Annotated in this window: 14 protein-coding genes; 7 read left to right on the forward strand and 7 right to left on the reverse strand. The window is 63.4% G+C overall.

Going from position 1 to position 18,074, the window contains the following annotated elements; translation table 11 throughout:
- Nucleotide 1: 1 nt before the first annotated feature.
- The 5 genes from R2E40_RS15645 to R2E40_RS15665 all read left to right on the forward strand — a co-directional run bounded on the left by R2E40_RS15645 (nucleotide 2) and on the right by R2E40_RS15665 (nucleotide 9,212).
- Nucleotides 2-3,130, forward strand: a complete 3,129-nt coding sequence (locus R2E40_RS15645) for a multidrug efflux RND transporter permease subunit (RefSeq protein WP_318163838.1) — start codon at nucleotides 2-4, stop codon at nucleotides 3,128-3,130.
- A gap of 180 nt (nucleotides 3,131-3,310) precedes the next feature.
- Nucleotides 3,311-3,748 (forward strand): hypothetical protein, encoded by a 438-nt coding sequence (locus tag R2E40_RS15650; protein ID WP_318163839.1) that lies wholly within the window; start codon nucleotides 3,311-3,313, stop codon nucleotides 3,746-3,748.
- A gap of 283 nt (nucleotides 3,749-4,031) precedes the next feature.
- Nucleotides 4,032-5,564, forward strand: coding sequence for an efflux RND transporter periplasmic adaptor subunit (locus R2E40_RS15655; protein ID WP_318163840.1), 1,533 nt, complete (start codon nucleotides 4,032-4,034; stop codon nucleotides 5,562-5,564).
- Nucleotides 5,565-5,637: 73 nt separating this feature from the next.
- On the forward strand, nucleotides 5,638-8,778 hold the full coding sequence (locus tag R2E40_RS15660) for an efflux RND transporter permease subunit (protein WP_318163841.1): 3,141 nt from the start codon (nucleotides 5,638-5,640) through the stop codon (nucleotides 8,776-8,778).
- Between the two features lie 71 nt (nucleotides 8,779-8,849).
- The gene (locus R2E40_RS15665) at nucleotides 8,850-9,212 is read left to right on the forward strand and encodes a copper-binding protein (protein WP_318163842.1); all 363 of its coding nucleotides are present in this window, start codon (nucleotides 8,850-8,852) and stop codon (nucleotides 9,210-9,212) included.
- A 118-nt stretch (nucleotides 9,213-9,330) separates the two neighbouring features.
- On the opposite strand, the gene R2E40_RS15670 is transcribed toward R2E40_RS15665, so the two are convergent.
- From R2E40_RS15670 to R2E40_RS15680, 3 genes are all read right to left on the reverse strand, one after another.
- The gene (locus R2E40_RS15670) at nucleotides 9,331-10,119 is read right to left on the reverse strand and encodes a hypothetical protein (RefSeq protein WP_101149032.1); all 789 of its coding nucleotides are present in this window, start codon (nucleotides 10,117-10,119) and stop codon (nucleotides 9,331-9,333) included.
- A 227-nt stretch (nucleotides 10,120-10,346) separates the two neighbouring features.
- Nucleotides 10,347-12,041 (reverse strand): pyridoxal phosphate-dependent decarboxylase family protein, encoded by a 1,695-nt coding sequence (locus tag R2E40_RS15675; RefSeq protein WP_318163843.1) that lies wholly within the window; start codon nucleotides 12,039-12,041, stop codon nucleotides 10,347-10,349.
- Between the two features lie 188 nt (nucleotides 12,042-12,229).
- Complete coding sequence (locus tag R2E40_RS15680) at nucleotides 12,230-13,246, reverse strand: lipoate--protein ligase A (RefSeq protein ID WP_318163844.1); 1,017 nt, start codon at nucleotides 13,244-13,246, stop codon at nucleotides 12,230-12,232.
- A 444-nt stretch (nucleotides 13,247-13,690) separates the two neighbouring features.
- Here R2E40_RS15680 and R2E40_RS15685 point away from each other — a divergent pair, with 444 nt between their 5' ends.
- Nucleotides 13,691-16,120, forward strand: a complete 2,430-nt coding sequence (locus tag R2E40_RS15685; RefSeq protein WP_252615933.1) for a diguanylate cyclase domain-containing protein — start codon at nucleotides 13,691-13,693, stop codon at nucleotides 16,118-16,120.
- A gap of 60 nt (nucleotides 16,121-16,180) precedes the next feature.
- On the opposite strand, the gene R2E40_RS15690 is transcribed toward R2E40_RS15685, so the two are convergent.
- Genes R2E40_RS15690 through R2E40_RS15705 form a run of 4 tightly spaced genes read right to left on the reverse strand, consistent with a single transcriptional unit; the run spans nucleotide 16,181 to nucleotide 17,525 of the window.
- On the reverse strand, nucleotides 16,181-16,360 hold the full coding sequence (locus R2E40_RS15690; protein WP_318163845.1) for a hypothetical protein: 180 nt from the start codon (nucleotides 16,358-16,360) through the stop codon (nucleotides 16,181-16,183).
- Complete coding sequence (locus tag R2E40_RS15695; RefSeq protein WP_318163846.1) at nucleotides 16,338-16,784, reverse strand: YeeE/YedE family protein; 447 nt, start codon at nucleotides 16,782-16,784, stop codon at nucleotides 16,338-16,340. The genes R2E40_RS15690 and R2E40_RS15695 overlap by 23 nt, the downstream gene beginning before the upstream one ends.
- 13 nt (nucleotides 16,785-16,797) lie before the next feature.
- Nucleotides 16,798-17,211 (reverse strand): YeeE/YedE family protein, encoded by a 414-nt coding sequence (locus tag R2E40_RS15700; RefSeq protein WP_318163847.1) that lies wholly within the window; start codon nucleotides 17,209-17,211, stop codon nucleotides 16,798-16,800.
- Nucleotides 17,208-17,525 (reverse strand): metalloregulator ArsR/SmtB family transcription factor, encoded by a 318-nt coding sequence (locus R2E40_RS15705; RefSeq protein WP_318163848.1) that lies wholly within the window; start codon nucleotides 17,523-17,525, stop codon nucleotides 17,208-17,210. Before R2E40_RS15705 ends, R2E40_RS15700 begins: the two co-directional genes overlap by 4 nt.
- Nucleotides 17,526-17,612: 87 nt before the next feature.
- On the opposite strand from R2E40_RS15705, the gene R2E40_RS15710 reads away from it, so the two are divergent.
- Complete coding sequence (locus tag R2E40_RS15710; protein ID WP_318163849.1) at nucleotides 17,613-17,798, forward strand: DUF2892 domain-containing protein; 186 nt, start codon at nucleotides 17,613-17,615, stop codon at nucleotides 17,796-17,798.
- The last annotated feature ends 276 nt before the right edge of the window (nucleotides 17,799-18,074 follow it).

Genomic DNA, 18,074 nt, shown 5'->3' on the forward strand with positions numbered 1-18,074 from the left:
TATGTTTTCCAAGTTCTTCATCGAACGCCCCATCTTCGCCAGCGTGATTTCGATCATCATAGTGCTGGGCGGGTTGGCGGCGATGCGATCGCTCCCCATCGAGCAGTACCCGCAGATCACCCCGCCGGTGGTGTCGGTCACTGCCTTCTATCCGGGCGCCACCCCCGAGGTGATCTCCCAGACGGTGGCTGCACCACTCGAGCAGCAGATCAACGGCGTGGAGCGGATGCTCTACATGCAGTCGGGTTCGGCCTCCAACGGCCAGATGAACCTCAACGTCTACTTCGAGATCGGCACCGATCCGGATCAGGCCACCATCAACGTCAACAACCGGGTCTCGGCCGCCATGGCCCAGCTGCCGGAAGAGGTGAAGAAGCAGGGGGTGACGGTCAAGAAGAAATCGACCTCGATCCTGCAGGTGGTCACCCTGCAATCGCCTAACGGCACCTTCGACACCACCTACCTGTCGAACTACGCCCTGCTCAACATCATCGACGAGCTCAAGCGGATTCCCGGGGTCGGTGACACCACCCTGTTCGGCGGCACCGACTACGCCATGCGCATCTGGCTCAGGCCGGATCGGCTGGCCCAGCTCGAACTCACCCCGAGCGACGTGATCGGCGCCATCCGCGAGCAGAACACCCAGTTCGCGGCCGGCAAGATCGGCGCCCAACCCACCACGGCCCCCATCGACTTCACCTACACGGTGCAGACCAAGGGACGGCTGGAGGATGTGCGCGAGTTCCAGAACATCATCATCCGCTCCATGCCGGACGGTTCGAAGATCCGGGTCAAGGACGTGGCCAGGGTAGAGCTCGGTGGCAAGGACTACGACCTGCTGGCCAAGGCCAACGGCAAACCGGCCATCGGTATCGCCACCTATCTGCAACCGGGCGCCAACGCCGTGGCGGTAGCCGATCAGGTGCACGCCACCATGCTGCGCCTCAAGGAGCGCTTCCCGCAGGACATCGAATACCAGATCCCCTACGACACCACCGAGTTCGTGAAGATCTCCATCGAGGAGGTGGTACACACCCTGTTCGAGGCGATCGTGCTGGTGTTCGTGGTGGTCTACCTGTTCCTGCAGAACTTCCGCGCCACCCTGATCCCCTGTATCGCGGTGCCGGTGTCGCTGATCGGGACCTTCGCCGGCATGCTGGTGCTGGGTTTCTCCATCAACCTGCTGACCCTGTTCGGCATGGTGCTCGCCATCGGTATCGTGGTGGATGACGCCATCGTGGTGCTGGAGAACGTCGAGCGGATCATGCAGGAGAAGAAGTGCTCGCCCAAAGAGGCCGCCATCCTCGCCATGCAGGAGGTCTCCGGCCCGGTGGTCGCCATCGTGCTGGTACTGTGCGCCGTGTTCCTGCCGGTCGCCTTCATGGGCGGCATGACCGGGGTCATGTACAAGCAGTTCGCCATCACGGTGGCGGTGTCGGTGGCCATCTCCGGTCTGGTGGCACTGACCCTGTCGCCGGCCCTCTGCGCCGTGCTGCTCAAAGAGGGCCACCACAAGCCGGCCCGCTTCTTCGTCTGGTTCAACAACGCCTTCGACGGCCTCACCCGCCGTTACGTGCGCGGTGTCGCCTTCCTCAACCGCCGGGTCGGGGTGGCGTTCACCATCATCGCCTTCATCCTGGTCTCCATCTACGGCCTGCTGATGAAGGTGCCGGGCGAGCTGGTGCCGAACGAAGATCAGGGCTACCTGCTCTCCGCCGTCATGCTGCCGGATGCGGCCTCCCTCACCCGCACCCAGGCGGTGGCGAACGACTTCGACCAGATGGCGATGGCCAACCCCAACGTGAAGGACGTCATCACCTTCTCGGGCTTTGACATCCTCTCCAACGCCATCATCAGCAACAGCGGCATCAGCTTCATCACCCTCAAGGACTGGAGCGAGCGGCAAGGTGCCGGGCAGGACTCCTTCTCCCTGGCCAAGACCTTCCAGGGCATGAGCCTGATGGGGCTGGCGGACGGCTTCGTCGCCTCCTTCAACCCGCCCCCCATCACCGGCATGTCCACCACCGGCGGGCTGGAGGCCTACCTGCAAAACCGCAGCACCGGCAATGCCCAGGCCTTCTCGGCCGAGGTGCAGCGCTTCCTCGAGGCGGCCAAGCAGCGCCCCGAGTTCGCCAGCGTGACCAGCACCTACCGCGCCAACGTGCCCCAGGTCTATCTCGATCTGGATCGCGAGAAGGCCAAGGCGCTGGGGCTGCCCATCAACGCCGTGTTCGACACAATGCAGGCCACCTTCGGCCAGGTCTATGTCAACGACTTCAACCAGTTCGGCCGTACCTACCGGGTGCAGTTGCAGTCCGAGGCAGACTACCGCGCCAAGAAGAGCGACATCCGCAACGTCTATGTGCGCTCCGACAAGGGGGAAATGATCCCGCTCAGCAGCCTGGTGACGGTGCGTGACGCCACCGGCCCCGAACTGGTGGAGCGCTTCAACATCTTCCAGGCGGCCAAGATCATGGCGCAGCCGGCGCCGGGCTACAGCTCCGGCCAGGCCATCGCCGCGCTGGAAGCCGTGGCCGACGAGTCCCTCGGCAACGACGCCAAGCTGGAGTGGACCGGCTCCGCCTATCAGGAGAAAGCGGCCGCCGGCAGTGCGGGCACCGCGTTCGGCTTCGGCATCGTGATGATCTTCCTCATCCTGGCGGCCCAGTACGAACGCTGGAGCCTGCCGTTTGCGGTGATCACCGCCGTCCCGTTCGCCCTGTTCGGCGCCCTGCTGGCCACCTGGCTGGTGGGTCTGACCAACAACGTCTACTTCCAGATAGGACTGGTGACCCTCGTCGGGCTGGCGGCCAAGAACGCCATCCTGATCGTGGAGTTCGCGGTGATGAAGCACGAAGAGGGCATGAGCCTCATCGAGTCGGCGCTGGAGGCGGCGCGGCTGCGTTTTCGCCCCATCGTCATGACCTCGCTCGCCTTCATCCTCGGCTGTGTGCCGCTGGTCACCTCCAGCGGGGCCGGGGCGGCGAGCCGCCATGCCCTCGGCTGGCCGGTCATCGGCGGCATGCTGGCGGCGACCTTCATCGCCATCTTCTTCATCCCGCTGTTCTTCCGCCTCATCATGCGGCGCTCGGAACGCGCCGGCAGCAAGACGGCGCAACCCAAGTCGTAAGTCGTGAGTCACAGCCCCCGCCATGCGGGGGCTTTTTTTATCCGCCAGACGGGCCAACACCTCGCAACCGGGCCCGAGCCGCGAGCGGGATCACGCGGCAGCCATCCCGTTGCCCACATACCTTGACCTTGCTCTCAAGGTAAGGTTTACAGTGCCCCCAGTCATTGTCAGGATTTCCCCATGCTCGTAGCGAGATTGCCCATCGAACGCATTGCCCGGCTGTTGCTGGGGCTGATGCTCGTCTGCAATCTCACCCTCTGCATCGGCTGGCACGGGGTGGATGCCCTCAATGCCGCCATGACTCACGACAATCAGGCCATGAGCGACAGCACCATGCAGGGGCTCTCCTGCCACGGGGCAAGCCCGGATGCGGGAGCCCAAGATGCTGCCAGCCAGGAGTGCCAGATGCACGGCGGGCTCACCTCGACCGGCACTCCCGGCCTGCCGCTGCTGGCAGCCCTGCTGACCCTGCTCGCGCTGCCGCTGTTGCTGCTGCCCCTCGGGACGGCGAGCAGCGTGCTGGACAACTGGTTGCGGGATCCCTTCCTGCGATCCCGCGGCACCCACCCTCCCTCCTGGCCGCGCCGACACCTGATGTTGTCGGTGCTGCGCCACTAGAAAGATCTTCTCTCGCGGCAACAGCAAGCCTAGGCTTGCCCGTTTTCTGCCGCCTTGCCTGACCCTGCGCCCTGGCCAAACCGGCCCGCGCGCAGGGAGCCGTGCGCGCTGACACAGCTGCGCCCCGTTTGCCGCCTCGTGGTGATGCCCTGCCATCGCACACCACCACACCGGCGGCCTGACAGAAGAGAAGAGATATCATGTCATCCACCCCCGTTACCCGGTCTGCCAATGCGCGGCCGTGCCCGCCGTCCCTTCGCCTCCCGCGCGCCGGAGGCTTGTCATGAACAAGACGTTGTTGATGTCCGCCCTGCTGCTAGCCCTCGGCGCCGGTGGCGGCTACTGGGCCGCCAAACAGACCACAACTGGCACTGCAGCCAAGGAGAAGACGCCGCTCTACTGGGTCAACCCCATGGATCCGCGCGACAAGCGCGATGCTCCCGCCAAGGACAACATGGGGATGGACTTCATCCCCGTCTATGAGGAAAAACAGGGGGGCTCACCCGGCACAGTCACCATCAGCCCCGAGATCCAGCAGAACCTGGGGGTTCGGCTCGCCAAGGTGGAGAAACTGCCCATCCACCAGCAGATCGAGACGGTGGGCTACGTCGGCTATGACGAGGACCGGCTGGAGGCGGTCAACGCCCGCATGGCAGGCTGGATCCGCACCCTCGCCATCAAGAGCGAGGGGCAGCAGGTGAGCAAGGGGAGCCTGATCTACGAGCTCTACGCCCCGGATCTGGTCAATGCCCAGCACGAGTATCTGCTCGCTCTCAACACCGCCAACCCCCTGCTGCTGCGCGCCGCCGAGGGCAAGCTCAAATCCTTGCAGGTGCCGGCAGATCAGATAGCAGCCCTCAAGCGCAGCCGCCAGGTGCAGGAGACGGTGCGCATCTATGCCCCCAGCAGCGGTTATGTCTCCGAGCTGAAGGTGCGCGAGGGCCAGTATGTGGAGCCCGCCGCAGCGCTCTTCAACATCAGCACCCTCAAGCAGGTGTGGGTGAGTGCCGAGGTGTTCGAGCGCCAGGCGGCCCAGCTGAAGGTGGGCGATCCGGTCACCATGACCCTCGACTACGCCCCCGGCCGCCACTGGCAGGGTCGGGTCGATTACCTCTACCCGACCCTGGATGCTGCCACCCGTACTCTCAAGGTGCGGCTGCGCTTCGCCAACCCGGACGAGTTCCTGAAACCCAATATGTTCGCCAAGGTGAGCATTCGCACCGGGCAGGGCGAACCCCGGTTGGTGGTACCGAGCGAAGCGGTGATCCGCACCGGCAGCCAGGACAGGCTGGTGTTGGCGCTGGGGGATGGCAGCTTCAAGTCGGTCGCCGTCACCCTGGGCCCCCAGTTTGGCGACAAGGTCGCCATCAAGGCAGGGGTCGAAGCGGGGGACAGCATCGTCAGCTCGGCCCAGTTTCTGCTCGACTCCGAATCGGCCATCGATTCGGACTTCCAGCGCATGACGGCGGTGCGCCCTGCCCAGGTGTGGACCCAGGGCGAAGTTGAAAGCATCGATCTGGCCAGTCGCACCCTGATGGTCTCCCACCGGCCCATCCCCGAGTGGCAGTGGCCCGCCATGGAGATGGAGTTCACCGTGGCCGACGGGGTCGACATCAGCCAACTGGCCGAGGGGCAGACCCTCCATCTGCAGGTGATGCAGGAGGGGGATGAGTACCGCATCACCACCATCCATCAGGAGCAAGCGCCAGCAACCGGCGATGCCACCAAGCCTGCAGCAGATGAGATGGGCAAGATGGAAGGCATGGACCATAGCCAGCATCAGATGGCGATGCCCGAGATGGAGAAGAAGTCATGATCCCTTCCATCATTCGCTGCCTGACAGACAACCGCTCTTCGCTCTCTGCACCAAATGAGCAAGGAGCCCAATCATGATCCCGTCGATTATTCGCTGGTCCATCGGCAACCGCTTTCTGGTGCTGCTGTTGACCCTAATGCTCACCGCCTGGGGGCTCTGGTCGGTCAAACAGACCCCGGTGGACGCCCTGCCGGATCTCTCCGACGTGCAGGTGATCATCAAGACGGCCTATCCGGGCCAGGCACCCCAGGTGGTGGAGGATCAGGTGACCTACCCGCTCACCACCGCCATGCTGGCGGTGCCGGGCGCCACCACGGTGCGCGGCTACTCCTTCTTCGGCGACTCCTTCGTCTATGTGCTGTTTGACGACAACACCGACCTCTACTGGGCCCGCGCCCGGGTGCTGGAGTATTTGAGCCAGGTTGCGCCCAACCTGCCCGCCTCCGCCCGTCCCCAGCTCGGCCCCGATGCCACCGGGGTGGGCTGGGTCTATCAGTACGCGCTGGTGGACAGAACCGGCAAGCATGACCTGAGCGAGCTCACCTCCCTGCAGAACTGGTTCCTCAAGTACGAGTTGCAGACGGTGGAGGGGGTCTCCGAAGTCGCCACCGTGGGCGGCATGGTGCGTCAGTATCAGGTGCGGGTCGACCCGGACAAGCTGCGCGCCTACGGCATCCCGCTCTCCCTTATCGAGACCGCCATCAAGCAGGGCAATCAGGAGACCGGCGCTTCCGTCATCGAGATGGCGGAAGCGGAGTACATGGTGCGCTCCAACGGCTATCTCAAAAGCGTGGAGGATCTGAAGCAGATCCCGCTCGGTACCACTGTGCGCGGCGCCCCGCTGCTGCTGGGTGACGTGGCGGATGTGGTCACCGGCCCCCAGAGCCGGCGCGGCCTGGCCGAGCTCAACGGTGAAGGGGAAGTGGTGGGCGGCATCATCGTCATGCGCTACGGCGAGAATGCCCAGCACACCATCGACGGGGTCAAGGCGCGGCTCGCCCAGCTGAAAAGCAGCCTGCCAGAGGGGGTGGAGGTGGTCACCGTCTACGATCGCTCCGACCTTATCCAGCGCGCCATCGACAACCTCTCCGGCAAGCTGGTGGAGGAATTCGCGGTGGTGGTGCTGGTCTGCCTCGCCTTCCTGTTCCACCTGCGCTCATCCCTGGTAGTGGTCATCTCCCTCCCTATTGCGATTTTGACCGCCTTTATCGTGATGCACCTGCAGGGGATCAACGCCAACATCATGTCGCTCGGCGGCATCGCCATCGCCATCGGCGCCATGGTGGATGGCGCCATCGTGATGATCGAGAACGTCCACAAGCACATGGAGCGGGAGGCGCTCACCGACAAGAACCGCTGGCGTATCATCACCGAGGCGAGCATCGAGGTGGGCCCCGCCATCTTCTTCTCCCTGCTGATCATCACCATCAGCTTCCTGCCGGTGTTCGCGCTGGAGGCGCAGGAGGGGCGGATGTTCCACCCGCTCGCCTACACCAAGACCTATGCCATGGCGGCGGCGGCCGGGCTCGCCATCACGCTGGTGCCGGTGATCATGGGCTACTTCATCCGCGGCAAGGTACTGGCGGAGCAGGCCAACCCGCTCAACCGCTGGCTGAGCCAGGGCTATGTGCCTTTGCTCAAGGCCGTCTTGGCCCGTCCGAAAACCACCCTGGCCATCGCCGCCGTGGTGATGGTGGCGGGCTTCTGGCCGCTCAAATACCTGGGCTCCGAGTTCATTCCGCCGCTGGATGAAGGGGACATCATGTACATGCCCACCACCGCGGCCAATATCTCGGTGGGCAAGGCGCGGGAGATTTTGCAGCAGACCGACAAGCTGATCCGTACCGTACCCGAGGTACAGAACGTGTTCGGCAAGGCGGGGCGCGCCGAATCGGCCACCGACCCTGCAGATCTGGTGATGATGGAGACCAGCATCCAGCTCAAGCCCCGCGATCAATGGCGCCCCGACATGACCCCGGAGAAGCTCAAAGAAGAGCTCGACTCCCTCATCCGCTTCCCCGGCCTCACCAACGCCTGGGTCCCCCCCATCAAGACCCGCATCGACATGCTGGCCACCGGCATCAAGACCCCGGTCGGCATCAAGATTGCGGGGCCCGATCTCAAGGTGATCCAGCAGCTCGGCCAACAGCTTGAACAGATCGTCGGCAAGGTGAAGGGCGCCTCATCGGTCTACGCCGAGCGGGTGGCGGGTGGCCGCTATGTGAAGGTTGACATCGACCGGCTGAAAGCGGCCCGTTACGGCCTCAACATCGCCGACGTGCAGGCGGTGCTCGCCACCGCAGTGGGCGGCATGGAGGTGGGCCAGACCATCGAGGGGCGCGAGCGCTACCCCATCAACCTGCGCTACCCCCAGAGCTATCGCGACTCGGTGGCCAGCCTCGAGCTGCTGCCGGTGGTCACCCCGAGCGGCGCGCGTATCGCCCTGGCGGACGTGGCGCGGGTTTACATCAGCGACGAGGCCCCCATGCTACGCAGTGAAAACGCGCGCCTCAACGGCTGGGTCTACATCGACATTCGCGGCCGCGACATTGGCTCTTTTGTGGCACAGGCCAAGGCCGAGGTAGACAAGCAGCTGGTGCTGCCGGCGGGCTACGCCCTCACCTGGTCCGGTCAGTTCGAATACATGGAACGGGCCAAGGCGCGCCTCGCCTACGTGGTGCCGCTCACCATCGCCATCATAGTGCTGCTGCTCTATCTGGCGTTTCGCCGCTTCCAGGAGGTGCTGCTCATTCTCACCACCCTGCCGCTGGCGGTGGTGGGCGGGATCTGGACCCTCTGGCTGCTCGACTTCAACCTCTCGGTGGCAGTCGGGGTCGGCTTTATCGCCCTGGCCGGGGTAGCGGTGGAGACCGGCGTCCTGATGCTGGTCTACCTCAACCACGCCTGGGACGACCTCTTCGCCAGCGGCAAGCCGGACAAGGCGGGCCTGCACCGGGCGGTGATCCACGGCGCCGCCCTGCGCCTGCGCCCCAAGATGATGACGGTGGTGACCATCATCGCAGGCCTGCTGCCCATCATGTGGAGCCACGGCACCGGCTCCGAGGTGATGCAACGCATCGCCGCCCCCATGATTGGCGGCATGGTGAGTGCGCTGGTGCTCACCCTCTTGGTACTACCCGCCGCCTACTACCTGTGGCGCAGTCGTTCCCTGCAACAGCTGACCACCGCGGATCAGCAGGAGTCATCACTCTGATGAACAGACCATTTTCAAGCGGACAAACAGCAACCCCGTTGCAACTCCATAAGCCAAACAAGGAAACCAGGATGAACTACAAGATGCTGACACTGACCCTGCTGATGGGCCTCGCTACCCACACCAGCCTGCAGGCTGCCGAGATGATGAACCATCAGGGCCACGACATGAGCCAGATGGGGCAAATGGAGGGCATGAGCGAGATGGGCGAGATGATGATGACCAAGGGGGTCATCACTCGCATCGACGCGGCCAACGGCAAGGTCGGCATCAAGCACGAGGCGATCGACAACCTCAAGATGCCCGCCATGACCATGGTCTTTCGGGTGGCCGATCCGGCCCTGCTCCAGGATCTGAAAGTGGGAGATGCGGTGCGCTTTCACGCCGAGAACCCGGCCGGCAAGCTCACCGTGACCGCCATCCAGAAACAGTAAGCGGAGTCATTTCAATAAAAGACGGCGGGATCATCCCGCCGTTTTCTTTTACTGCGCCATCTACTGCACCATCCGCTACTGCACTATCCGCTACTGCACTATCCGCCGAGCGGCCTCCTCAGCCGTTCGGATAAGCCTGAGCGATATTCGCCTGAGCTATCCCGAGCAACTGAACAGACATGTCCTGCAATACATAGAGGTCGCGGCGACGGGTCCAGGGTTGATCGGATTGCTCGTCATACCAGACGGGCAGTTCGATCCCCTCCGGGGCATGGCTCGCCACCTTGCGGGCACGGCAGGTGATGATGCAGCGTTTGACATGGTCACGGTGACCGATGACGGCCGCCGTGCCGAGGGCGGCGGCCTCTCCGCCGGCATAATCCCTGACGATGGCCTCCACCACCCCGTCCGTACTGAGGTAGACCAGCTTGCCCTCATCATCCCAGTAAGGCTCGATGGAGATGACATCCCGGGCCGGGATATCGGGATAGCGGGCCGAGTCGAGGAAGCGGGCGATCTCCCACTGCACGTACATGGGCACCGGCTTTTGCCGATAGAGGGCCGCGCAGCAGGCGGCCAGCGCCTCGTTCATGGGGCCGGGCTCGGCCAGTTCATCCGGGTTGCCCGAAGCGTTGGGGCGGTTGCCAAAGGCAAAGGCGATGACGCAGTGAGCCTGGTCGATGGCGACCCGGGACGGGGTCATGTTGAAGCAGGCCTCCTCGATGAAGGGGGCCAGCTGGCGGGCCGTCTGCTCGTCGTGCAGCTCGGCGCTCAGCCGGTCGGTCAGGGTGGTGCGAAAATCCCCCGCACTCCCTTGGCTGTCATTGCTGCTGTTGCAGCCGGCCAGGGTGGCGACCAGGGGGGTACTCAACAGCCCCAGGGTGACTCTGCGTCTGTGCTTGTCCATAACGACTCCTTTGTTGATGTCCACGGCTGAAAATCAACCCGTTGGAGTCCATACCGTACGGAAAAAACAGGGGGATAAAAGTCAGAAAGGGAGACAGAGGGGAGGAACGTGCAGCGCCTCACACTTCCCGGGCAATTCGCAAGCAAGCCCTTTTGATTCAATTGCTTGGCGTATAAAAAAGCAGGGCGCAGGGGGAAACCCGCCTGCGCCCCGTCGCTGCTGCACCATCAGCCGCGGATATGGTCGATAAAGGCGTCTATCTGTTCGCGGCCGCAGGCCGGGTTCATGAAGACCGCCTTCTCCCCGGCGATGTAGGAGTACTTGCCACGGGCGTCATAGTCGGAGTGAGCGATGGCCTCCACCCAGTTGGTGTAGAGCCCCACCTTGCCGCGCCCGGTGAAGAGGCTGCGGTGGTAGTCGGTGTTGCGCTGCAAGCGCGCCTTGTAGGCCGCATCCGGGCTGCGCGCCAGCTCGAAGGCAAACTCGGCGTCGGGGTCCTGCACCCACTCGGGGTTGTAGATCTTGAAGCCCACGCTCGGCCCCTGGTTCTCCTGGGCCACCAGCTTGACGTTGCCGAGCTGGCTTAACCGGAAGCGGAAATAGTTGGCGTTTTGCAGGCAGTGGGCCAGCACGGTGCGGTAGCCCTCCACCCCCAGGTAGTTGAGCGCCGCATAGGCGCCGAACAGGCCGCTCGCCCCGCGGGAGCACTCGATGGTGGACTGCAGGTGGGTCTGGCCCTGAATGTCCCGCTCAAAGTAGGAGAAGTTCTCCGGGTCGTTCTCCATCGCCTTGAGGTCGTCCTGCTCCTTGATCATCACCAGGCTGGAGGTGTAGGGCACATAGCCCCACTTCTGGAAGTCGACGGTGAAGGAGTCGGCGTATTTGAGCTCGGCAAAGCGGCTCACGTTGCGCTCGATCCCCGCCAGAGTGGCGCTGTTGATGGCCAGCGGGTTGGCGGCAAAGTCGTAGTCCAGGAAGAAGATCATCGACCAGCCGATGGCGGCATCGACGTGGATGTGCGGCTTGACCGCCACCTCGAACCGCTCGCACAGCCGATCCCGCAGCTCGACCACGGGTTTCACCTGGTCCACCCCGAAGGTATCGGTGGTGCCCATGGTGAGCATGATGGTGGGCACCACGTGCTTGAGAGCAAAGCAGGCGGTCAGGGTGCGCTCCAGGTGGTCGAGATCGATGTCGTTGTTCTCGCCTACCTGGATGCGGATGGTCTTGTTCTCGATGTCGACCCCGAGCAGGGAGAGGTTGGTGATATTGGAGTAGTGGCCGCCCTGGGAGTTGATGATGCGGTAATCCTGATAGTGGCCGAGCCCCTTGTGCTTGGCCTCCGGCAGGCTCTTGCGGATGCCGAGCAGGTAGCCGTAGAGGTTACAGAAGGTCCCCCCCTGGGTGAAGATGCCGGTGGCGCGGGCCGGATCGTAACCCGCCAGCAGCGCTATCTGGCGCACCACCTTCTTCTCCAGCTCCTCGGCCACCCCGGCATATTCGGAGTAGACCAGGTTCGGGTTGGCGAGGATCCCCATCTGGGCGCCGTAGATGGCGGGGTCCGCCGGCATGGTGATGACGTTCTCGACGCTGGAGGGGTTCTCCCAGTCTTTGGACAGGGCGCCGGCAAACAGCAGCTCGGCCATGGGCTCGCCCGGGGTGCGCATGGTGGCCGGCACCGGCATGGTCTCGCACAAGTCGGCGAGGCGGGCGCGGCCATCGGGCCAGTCATTGAGCCGCGCCGCCGGGGCCAGGCCACGGGCACGAAACTCGTTGAGGGTGGCAAAACCGGGTTCACGAAAGACCGGCCAGAGATCGGGGTTGCGCGAGAAGAAGTTGGCTTTGACTGTGGCAAAACGACGTTCGAATTCGGGGTGGATGGCGTTGACGCCTTCATCTTTCAAATAGACCAAGTCACTCATTTTTATACCATTAGTACAGCAAATGTGCAGTCCTTATACCCCTGGGTCGCCGTTTGAAACAGCGACAATATCTAATGGCCTCCCCTACTTTTTGTCATGCATGAGGGCGGACGGCGGCTGGCAAAAAGGCGCCTTTCGGGCGCCTCTTTTGATTTTGTGATCCACCCGCCCCATCGGCGAGAAAAGCGTCAGCGCAGCGCCGCCAGCAACCAGCGAGAGAGCTCTTCCAGCTCGAGCTCCCGGGCCGCAAACTCGCTGCGCCACTGGCGCAGCAGGTCGTCGAGGGCATCGGCGCGGTAGGCCGTGCCGGGCAGCCGCGCGGCCAGCGCATCGAGCGGCGCCGGATCCAGGCTGTCGCTGAAGATCTGCGCCCGCCCTATCACCCCCTTCTCCACGTCGAAGTGCAGCTCCACCCCGCCCCAGCCGAAGCGCTCGTCCAGCTGATGGCTGAACGCAGGCGCATGGCCGAAGTTCCACTCCCAGCTGCGCTGGCGGGCGAAGGTGTCGGCAAAGCCCGGCAGATCGGGCATCTGCTCGGGGGAGATATGCTCGGGCTGCACCCGCTCGCCATAGTGGCTGAAGAAGGCCTCCTGCAGCGCCTCGCTCACCTGTTGGTGATCGAGGCCCGGCAGCAGCTCGCAGAGGTTGGCCACCCGGCTGCGCACCGAGCTGATGCCTTTGGCCGCCAGCTTCTTGGGGTCGGGATTGAGGTAGTTGGCGAGCCGGCCGAGGTCTGCGTCCAGCAGCAAGGTACCGTGGTGAAAACCGCGATCATGGGTCTCCCGATAGGCCGAGCCCGACACCTTGCGCTCCCCGTCCGGGGTCGCCACCAGCAGATCGTTGCGCCCGGAGGCAAACGCCTCGACCCCGAGCCGCGTGAGCGCGTCCAGCACGATGGCGGTGGAGATGCTCTTGTCGTACTCCGGCTTGCCCGCCATGAAGGTGAAGCAGCTGTTGCCAAGGTCGTGAAACACGGCGCCGCCGCCGCTGCTGCGCCTAGCCAGCGTCACCCCGTCCTCCTCCATGCGACGGGTGTTGCACTCCTTCCAGGGGTTCTGGGCCCGGCCGATCACCACGGTATTGGCATTGCGCCACAGGAACAGCACCCGCTGGTTCGGATCCATCTGACGGAAGATGCACTCCTCCACCGCCAGGTTGAACAGGGGGTCGTGAGAGTCGGACAGCAACAGACGCAATCGGGACATGAGAAGGCCTCATCGGGATGGAAGAGTCGCTATCATAACACCGGGGTCGACAGGATCCGGCCCCCTTCTGCCTGTTTCGGCCTGTTACTGACTGATAACGCAACAAATGAAAGATCGACACAATCTGACAGCAACATGAATGTATCCGTTGATACGGCGACACAGGCTGACGCATTGCGCTGAAAATTAAGTAATCACTCACTGATATTGAGGTAAACGGCTGGCAAATACGATTAAAATGCGACCGTTTTTATTGGTCATATGGCTCCGTAATTATTCGCATAATTGCCAAAAATACCGAGCAGGAAAGCCAAATGTGATGAGTGACACAGAAATCTTTTTTTCTGTTGCGCATCCCCCATTCCAGCGCCCTTTCGCCCCCTTGCGGGCAACAAGGAATTGTTTGACTCTAGGACTGACCCCCGTCTCCCGAGAGGAATGAGTATGAGTGTCGTAAATTCCTCCCTTCATCGCCTGCTCCGGTATCTGCCCATGCTTGGTTCAGCGATGTTTTGCACCCTTTTCTCCCTGCCATCCAAGGCGGTGGACAAGATAGTGGTGCAACTGCCCTGGCAACATCAGTTCCAGTTTGCCGGTTATTACGCGGCCCAGGCCAGAGGCTTCTATCGAGATGCCGGGCTGGATGTCACCCTGCGACCCGCCGTCACCGGCACCAATGTGGTCAACGAGGTGATGTCGGGCAATGCCCAGTACGGGGTCAGCGGCAGCGATCTGCTGCTGGCGCGTGCCAGTGGCCAGCAGGTCGTGGTGCTGGCCTCCATGCTGCAGCATTCCCCGCTGGTGCTGCTCACCCTGGAGCGGCCCGACATTCGCCAACCGGCGGATCTGGCGGGCAAACGGCTGATGCTGGAGCCCGGCTCCCAGGAGCTGCAGATCTACCTCAATCGCCATGCCCCGCCGGGCAGCTGGAGCAAGCTGCCTTATGAACAGGGGCTGAAGGCGCTGCTCGCCGGCCAGGTAGACGCCATCAGTGCTTACAGCACCACCGAGCCCTTCTATCTGGCCCGGATGGGGATCCCCTACCGGGTGTTCTCCCCCCGCAGCATCGACTTCGATTTCTACGGTGACAACCTGTTCACCTCGGAGCGCGAGCTGAACAACCGGCCGGAGCGGGTCTACGCCTTTCAACAGGCGAGCCTCAAGGGGTGGCGCTATGCCATGGAAAACCCGGCCGAGATGATCAACTGGATCATGGAGCAGTACCCGAGCGGTTATGGCCGCGAGCAGCTGGAGTTCGAAGCCAGTGCCACCCGGGAGCTGATGCAGCCAGATCTGGTCGAGCCCGGCTACATGCAGCCGGAGCGCTGGCAGCAGATCGCCAGAAGCTACCTCGAGGCCGGCCTGCTCTCGGCCCTGCCAGACCTCGAGCACTTTCTCTACAACCCGGATCGGGAGCGGATCCGCCAGCAGCGCCAACTGCTCGACAAGAGCGTGGCGGTGGCCATGCTGGTGACCTTCTCCCTGCTGACCCTGCTCGGCATCTTCTGCTACCTCTACCTGCGCCTGCGCCAGGAGGCGCGCGACCGCCAGCGGCTCACCCGCGAGCTGGCCCAGAGCGAGCAGCACTACCGTTTCGTGGCGGAGAACAGCGCCGACGTGATCTGGACCATGGACACCGCCACCTTGCGCTTTCGCTACGTCAGCCCGGCCATCCTGCCGCTCAGCGGTTACGAGGCGATCGACGTGCTGACCCTCCCCATCAGGCAGCTTATTCCGGAGACATCCAGAAAGCAGCTGCGCGCCGAGCTGAGCGGTTCCCTCGCCGCCTGGCAACGCGGCGACCACGAGCAGACCCGCTGCGTCATTCGTACCCAGCTGCGTCACAAAGAGGGACATCTGGTGGCCACCGAAACGGTCACCACCCTGCACGGCAACGAGCAAGGGGAGCCGGAGGCGATTCTGGGGGTGACCCGTGACATCACGGAGCGGGCCGCCCGCGAGGAGATGATGCGCCGGCTCGCCTTCTACGATCCCCTCACCAACCTGCCCAACCGCCGGCTGCTGCAACAGCGGTTGAAAGAGGCCATGGAGAGCGAAGCGCAGCTGGCCCTGCTGTTCATCGATCTCGACCACTTCAAGCCGATCAACGACACCTTCGGCCACGAGACCGGCGACGTGCTGCTCAACATGGTGGCCGAACGGATGCGTCACTGCGTGCGGGAGCGGGATCTGGTGGCACGGCTGGGAGGGGACGAATTCGTGATCCTGCTGCCCGACACCGGGGACGAGGCGCTGGCGGTGGCCGACCATCTGCACCAGAGCCTGCGCCATCCGTTTCGCATCGACGAGGAGCAGGAGCTGCGCATCTCCAGCAGCATAGGGGTGGCGCTCTATCCGGAGCACGGCACCGACCCCAAGACCCTGATGCACCACGCCGATCAGGCCATGTATCAGGCCAAGGGCAGAGGGCGGGGCCGGGTCTGTCTGTTCACCGCCGGGCTGGATCCGGAGCAGGGCTCGCTGGTGTGGCAGAGCAGCCACGAATGCGGCCACCCCCGTATCGATGCCGAGCATCGTCAGCTGTTCGTGCTGACCAACCGGCTGCTGGAACACATGAAGGATCACCAGGAGCACCCGGCCCTGTTCCTGGAGTGCATGGAGAGCCTGTTCGACGTGGCCCGCCACCACTTCGCCTTTGAAGAGCAGATGCTGGCCGAACTCGGCTATCCGGAGCTGGCCAGCCACCAGCAAGACCACCAGCTGCTGCTGCAAAAAGCCAGCCAGCTGATGACCGCCGCCAGGGCGGGCACCCTGGGCAACGACGAGTTGCTCAACTTCATCATTCAGGAGCTGGTTGTCGGCCACATGAGCCAGGCCGACCGGCGCTACTTCCCGCTGATGAAAGGGCGCTGACCCAGCGCCCCAGCCACCTGAACGTGTGAAACGAGAAGGGCCACCGAGGTGGCCCTTCTGTCATTGTGCATCCGGCACCTGCGCCAAGAGTTGGCCAACCAACAGGCCGGCCGCAGGGATGGCAATGACGCAGGCAAACATCATCGGCAGCCAGGAGGCCCGTATTAGGGTGCCGCCCCTAGTCCATTGCCCCGGCGCGATGATCAAGCCGGTTGCTTCAGGCGGGACGGGAAGCGCCATGCTGGCCTCCTCGTCTGTCCCATACCCGATCCACCAGCAAGATCCCGCTCACCATGGCGGCGACAAACAACAGTACCATGGGCTGGCCGCTGGAAATGAGACTCAAGCCTGGCCCCGGGCAGATCCCCGCCAACCCCCAGCCAATGCCGAACAGGGCCGAGCCCCCGATGAGGCGGCGATCCAGTTTGGGGGCCGGCACGCTGGCCATGGGCTCCCCCAGCAGGCTGCGCTTGAGCGGTTTGACCAGCAGGAAGTAACCCGGCATGAACGCCAGCAGTGCCCCGCCCATCACGAACGCCAGGCTGGGATCCCAGTGACCCGCCAGGTCGAGAAACCCGATGACCCGGGCCGGATCTATCATGCCGGAGATGGCAAGACCCAGACCAAACAGCAGACCCGCAAACAAACTTGTCAGCAACTTCATGGCGAGCAGCCCCTTACAACAGATGATGAGTGACGAACACGGTGATAAAGCCAGCCGCCATAAAGGTGAGAGTGGCGACGATGGAGCGCAGGGAGAGCCGCCCCATGCCGCAGATGCCGTGGCCGCTGGTACAGCCATTGCCAAGGCGGGTGCCGATGCCGACCAGCAGCCCGGCCAGCAGCACCAGTGGCCAGCCGGGCAGGGGGCTGAATGCGGGCATGCTGGCCCACCCCAGGTTCAGCGCCAGCCAGGCCCCCGCCCCCAGTCCCAGCAAGAAGAGCAGCCGCCAGGGTGCCCTGTGTTGCAGCGCACCGGCCAGAATGCCGCTGATCCCGGCCACCCGGCCGTTGAACAGCATCAGGATCAGGGCCGCGAGCCCCACCAGCATGCCGCCGCCCAGAGAGAGCAGCCATTGGCTTTCCATCATCGAGATTCCTTATTTTCTGAGTGACAAAAATGGGTTTGCAGCGCCGCCAGCACATCGACGGCCGCCTCGCTCAACAGCGAGTAGTAGATCTGCTGGGAGACCTTGCGCGAGCGGATAAGACCCTGGCGCTTCAATACCGACAGTTGCTGGGAGAAAGCCGACTGACCGAGCTGGCTGTGAGCCAGCAACTCCCCGACCCCCTTCTCCCCCTCCACCAGCTGGCAGAGCACCAGCAGCCGCTCGGGATGAGCCAGCGCCTTGAGCAGGGAGGCGGCAGCTGTCGCGTGTCTGTTCATCTCGTCGAATTGGCTCATGGCAGTAAATTAGCAATTGCTGATATTTGGTTCTATTGTATAAAGCGACACTAAATTAGCAATATCTAAATTAACTGGGAGAAGGTCATGACGGTAGATAACGGAGTCAGAGTCGTCGCGGGCTGCATGTTGCTGCTCTCGCTGCTGCTCACCGCCTGGGTGAACCCGGGCTTTGTCTGGCTGAGCGTCTTTGTCGGGGTCAATCTGATCCAGAGCGCCTTCACCGGCTTCTGTCCGGCCGCGATGCTCCTCAAGCGGCTGGGGCTGAAATAGCGTGACGAGTAACGATGGTCAGAGCAGAAGGTGGAACGAGAGCGGTGAGAGTGCTCACCGCGCTTTCAGCGTCCTGGCGGTAGCCAGCCGGCCCCGATTATTGACAAACTTGTATCTAAATGTTGCTGAAAGGGTGATGAAGCTTTACCTCACCGCTCTGGATGAGTACCATCAGGCCGTCAATCAACAGCGGAGACCATCAGTGGGCAACTCATCAAGTGACAGTTGTAGACCGACCCTCGTCGTCGGTACCCGGGTCGCGAGCTAGCCGCAGGT

Origin of the sequence: Aeromonas sp. CD, from assembly GCF_033349375.1 — a bacterium.
GTDB lineage: Bacteria > Pseudomonadota > Gammaproteobacteria > Enterobacterales > Aeromonadaceae > Aeromonas > Aeromonas hydrophila.

Coding starts and splice junctions, on each gene's coding strand:
- R2E40_RS15660 (WP_318163841.1), top strand. CDS start 5,638: ATGATCCCGTCGATTATTCGCTGGTCCATCGGCAACCGCTTTCTGGTG.
- R2E40_RS15710 (WP_318163849.1), top strand. CDS start 17,613: ATGACGGTAGATAACGGAGTCAGAGTCGTCGCGGGCTGCATGTTGCTG.
- R2E40_RS15670 (WP_101149032.1), bottom strand. CDS start 10,119: ATGGACAAGCACAGACGCAGAGTCACCCTGGGGCTGTTGAGTACCCCC.
- R2E40_RS15675 (WP_318163843.1), bottom strand. CDS start 12,041: ATGAGTGACTTGGTCTATTTGAAAGATGAAGGCGTCAACGCCATCCAC.
- R2E40_RS15685 (WP_252615933.1), top strand. CDS start 13,691: ATGAGTGTCGTAAATTCCTCCCTTCATCGCCTGCTCCGGTATCTGCCC.
- R2E40_RS15655 (WP_318163840.1), top strand. CDS start 4,032: ATGAACAAGACGTTGTTGATGTCCGCCCTGCTGCTAGCCCTCGGCGCC.
- R2E40_RS15700 (WP_318163847.1), bottom strand. CDS start 17,211: ATGATGGAAAGCCAATGGCTGCTCTCTCTGGGCGGCGGCATGCTGGTG.
- R2E40_RS15680 (WP_318163844.1), bottom strand. CDS start 13,246: ATGTCCCGATTGCGTCTGTTGCTGTCCGACTCTCACGACCCCCTGTTC.
- R2E40_RS15650 (WP_318163839.1), top strand. CDS start 3,311: ATGCTCGTAGCGAGATTGCCCATCGAACGCATTGCCCGGCTGTTGCTG.
- R2E40_RS15695 (WP_318163846.1), bottom strand. CDS start 16,784: ATGAAGTTGCTGACAAGTTTGTTTGCGGGTCTGCTGTTTGGTCTGGGT.
- R2E40_RS15705 (WP_318163848.1), bottom strand. CDS start 17,525: ATGAGCCAATTCGACGAGATGAACAGACACGCGACAGCTGCCGCCTCC.
- R2E40_RS15645 (WP_318163838.1), top strand. CDS start 2: ATGTTTTCCAAGTTCTTCATCGAACGCCCCATCTTCGCCAGCGTGATT.
- R2E40_RS15665 (WP_318163842.1), top strand. CDS start 8,850: ATGAACTACAAGATGCTGACACTGACCCTGCTGATGGGCCTCGCTACC.
- R2E40_RS15690 (WP_318163845.1), bottom strand. CDS start 16,360: ATGGCGCTTCCCGTCCCGCCTGAAGCAACCGGCTTGATCATCGCGCCG.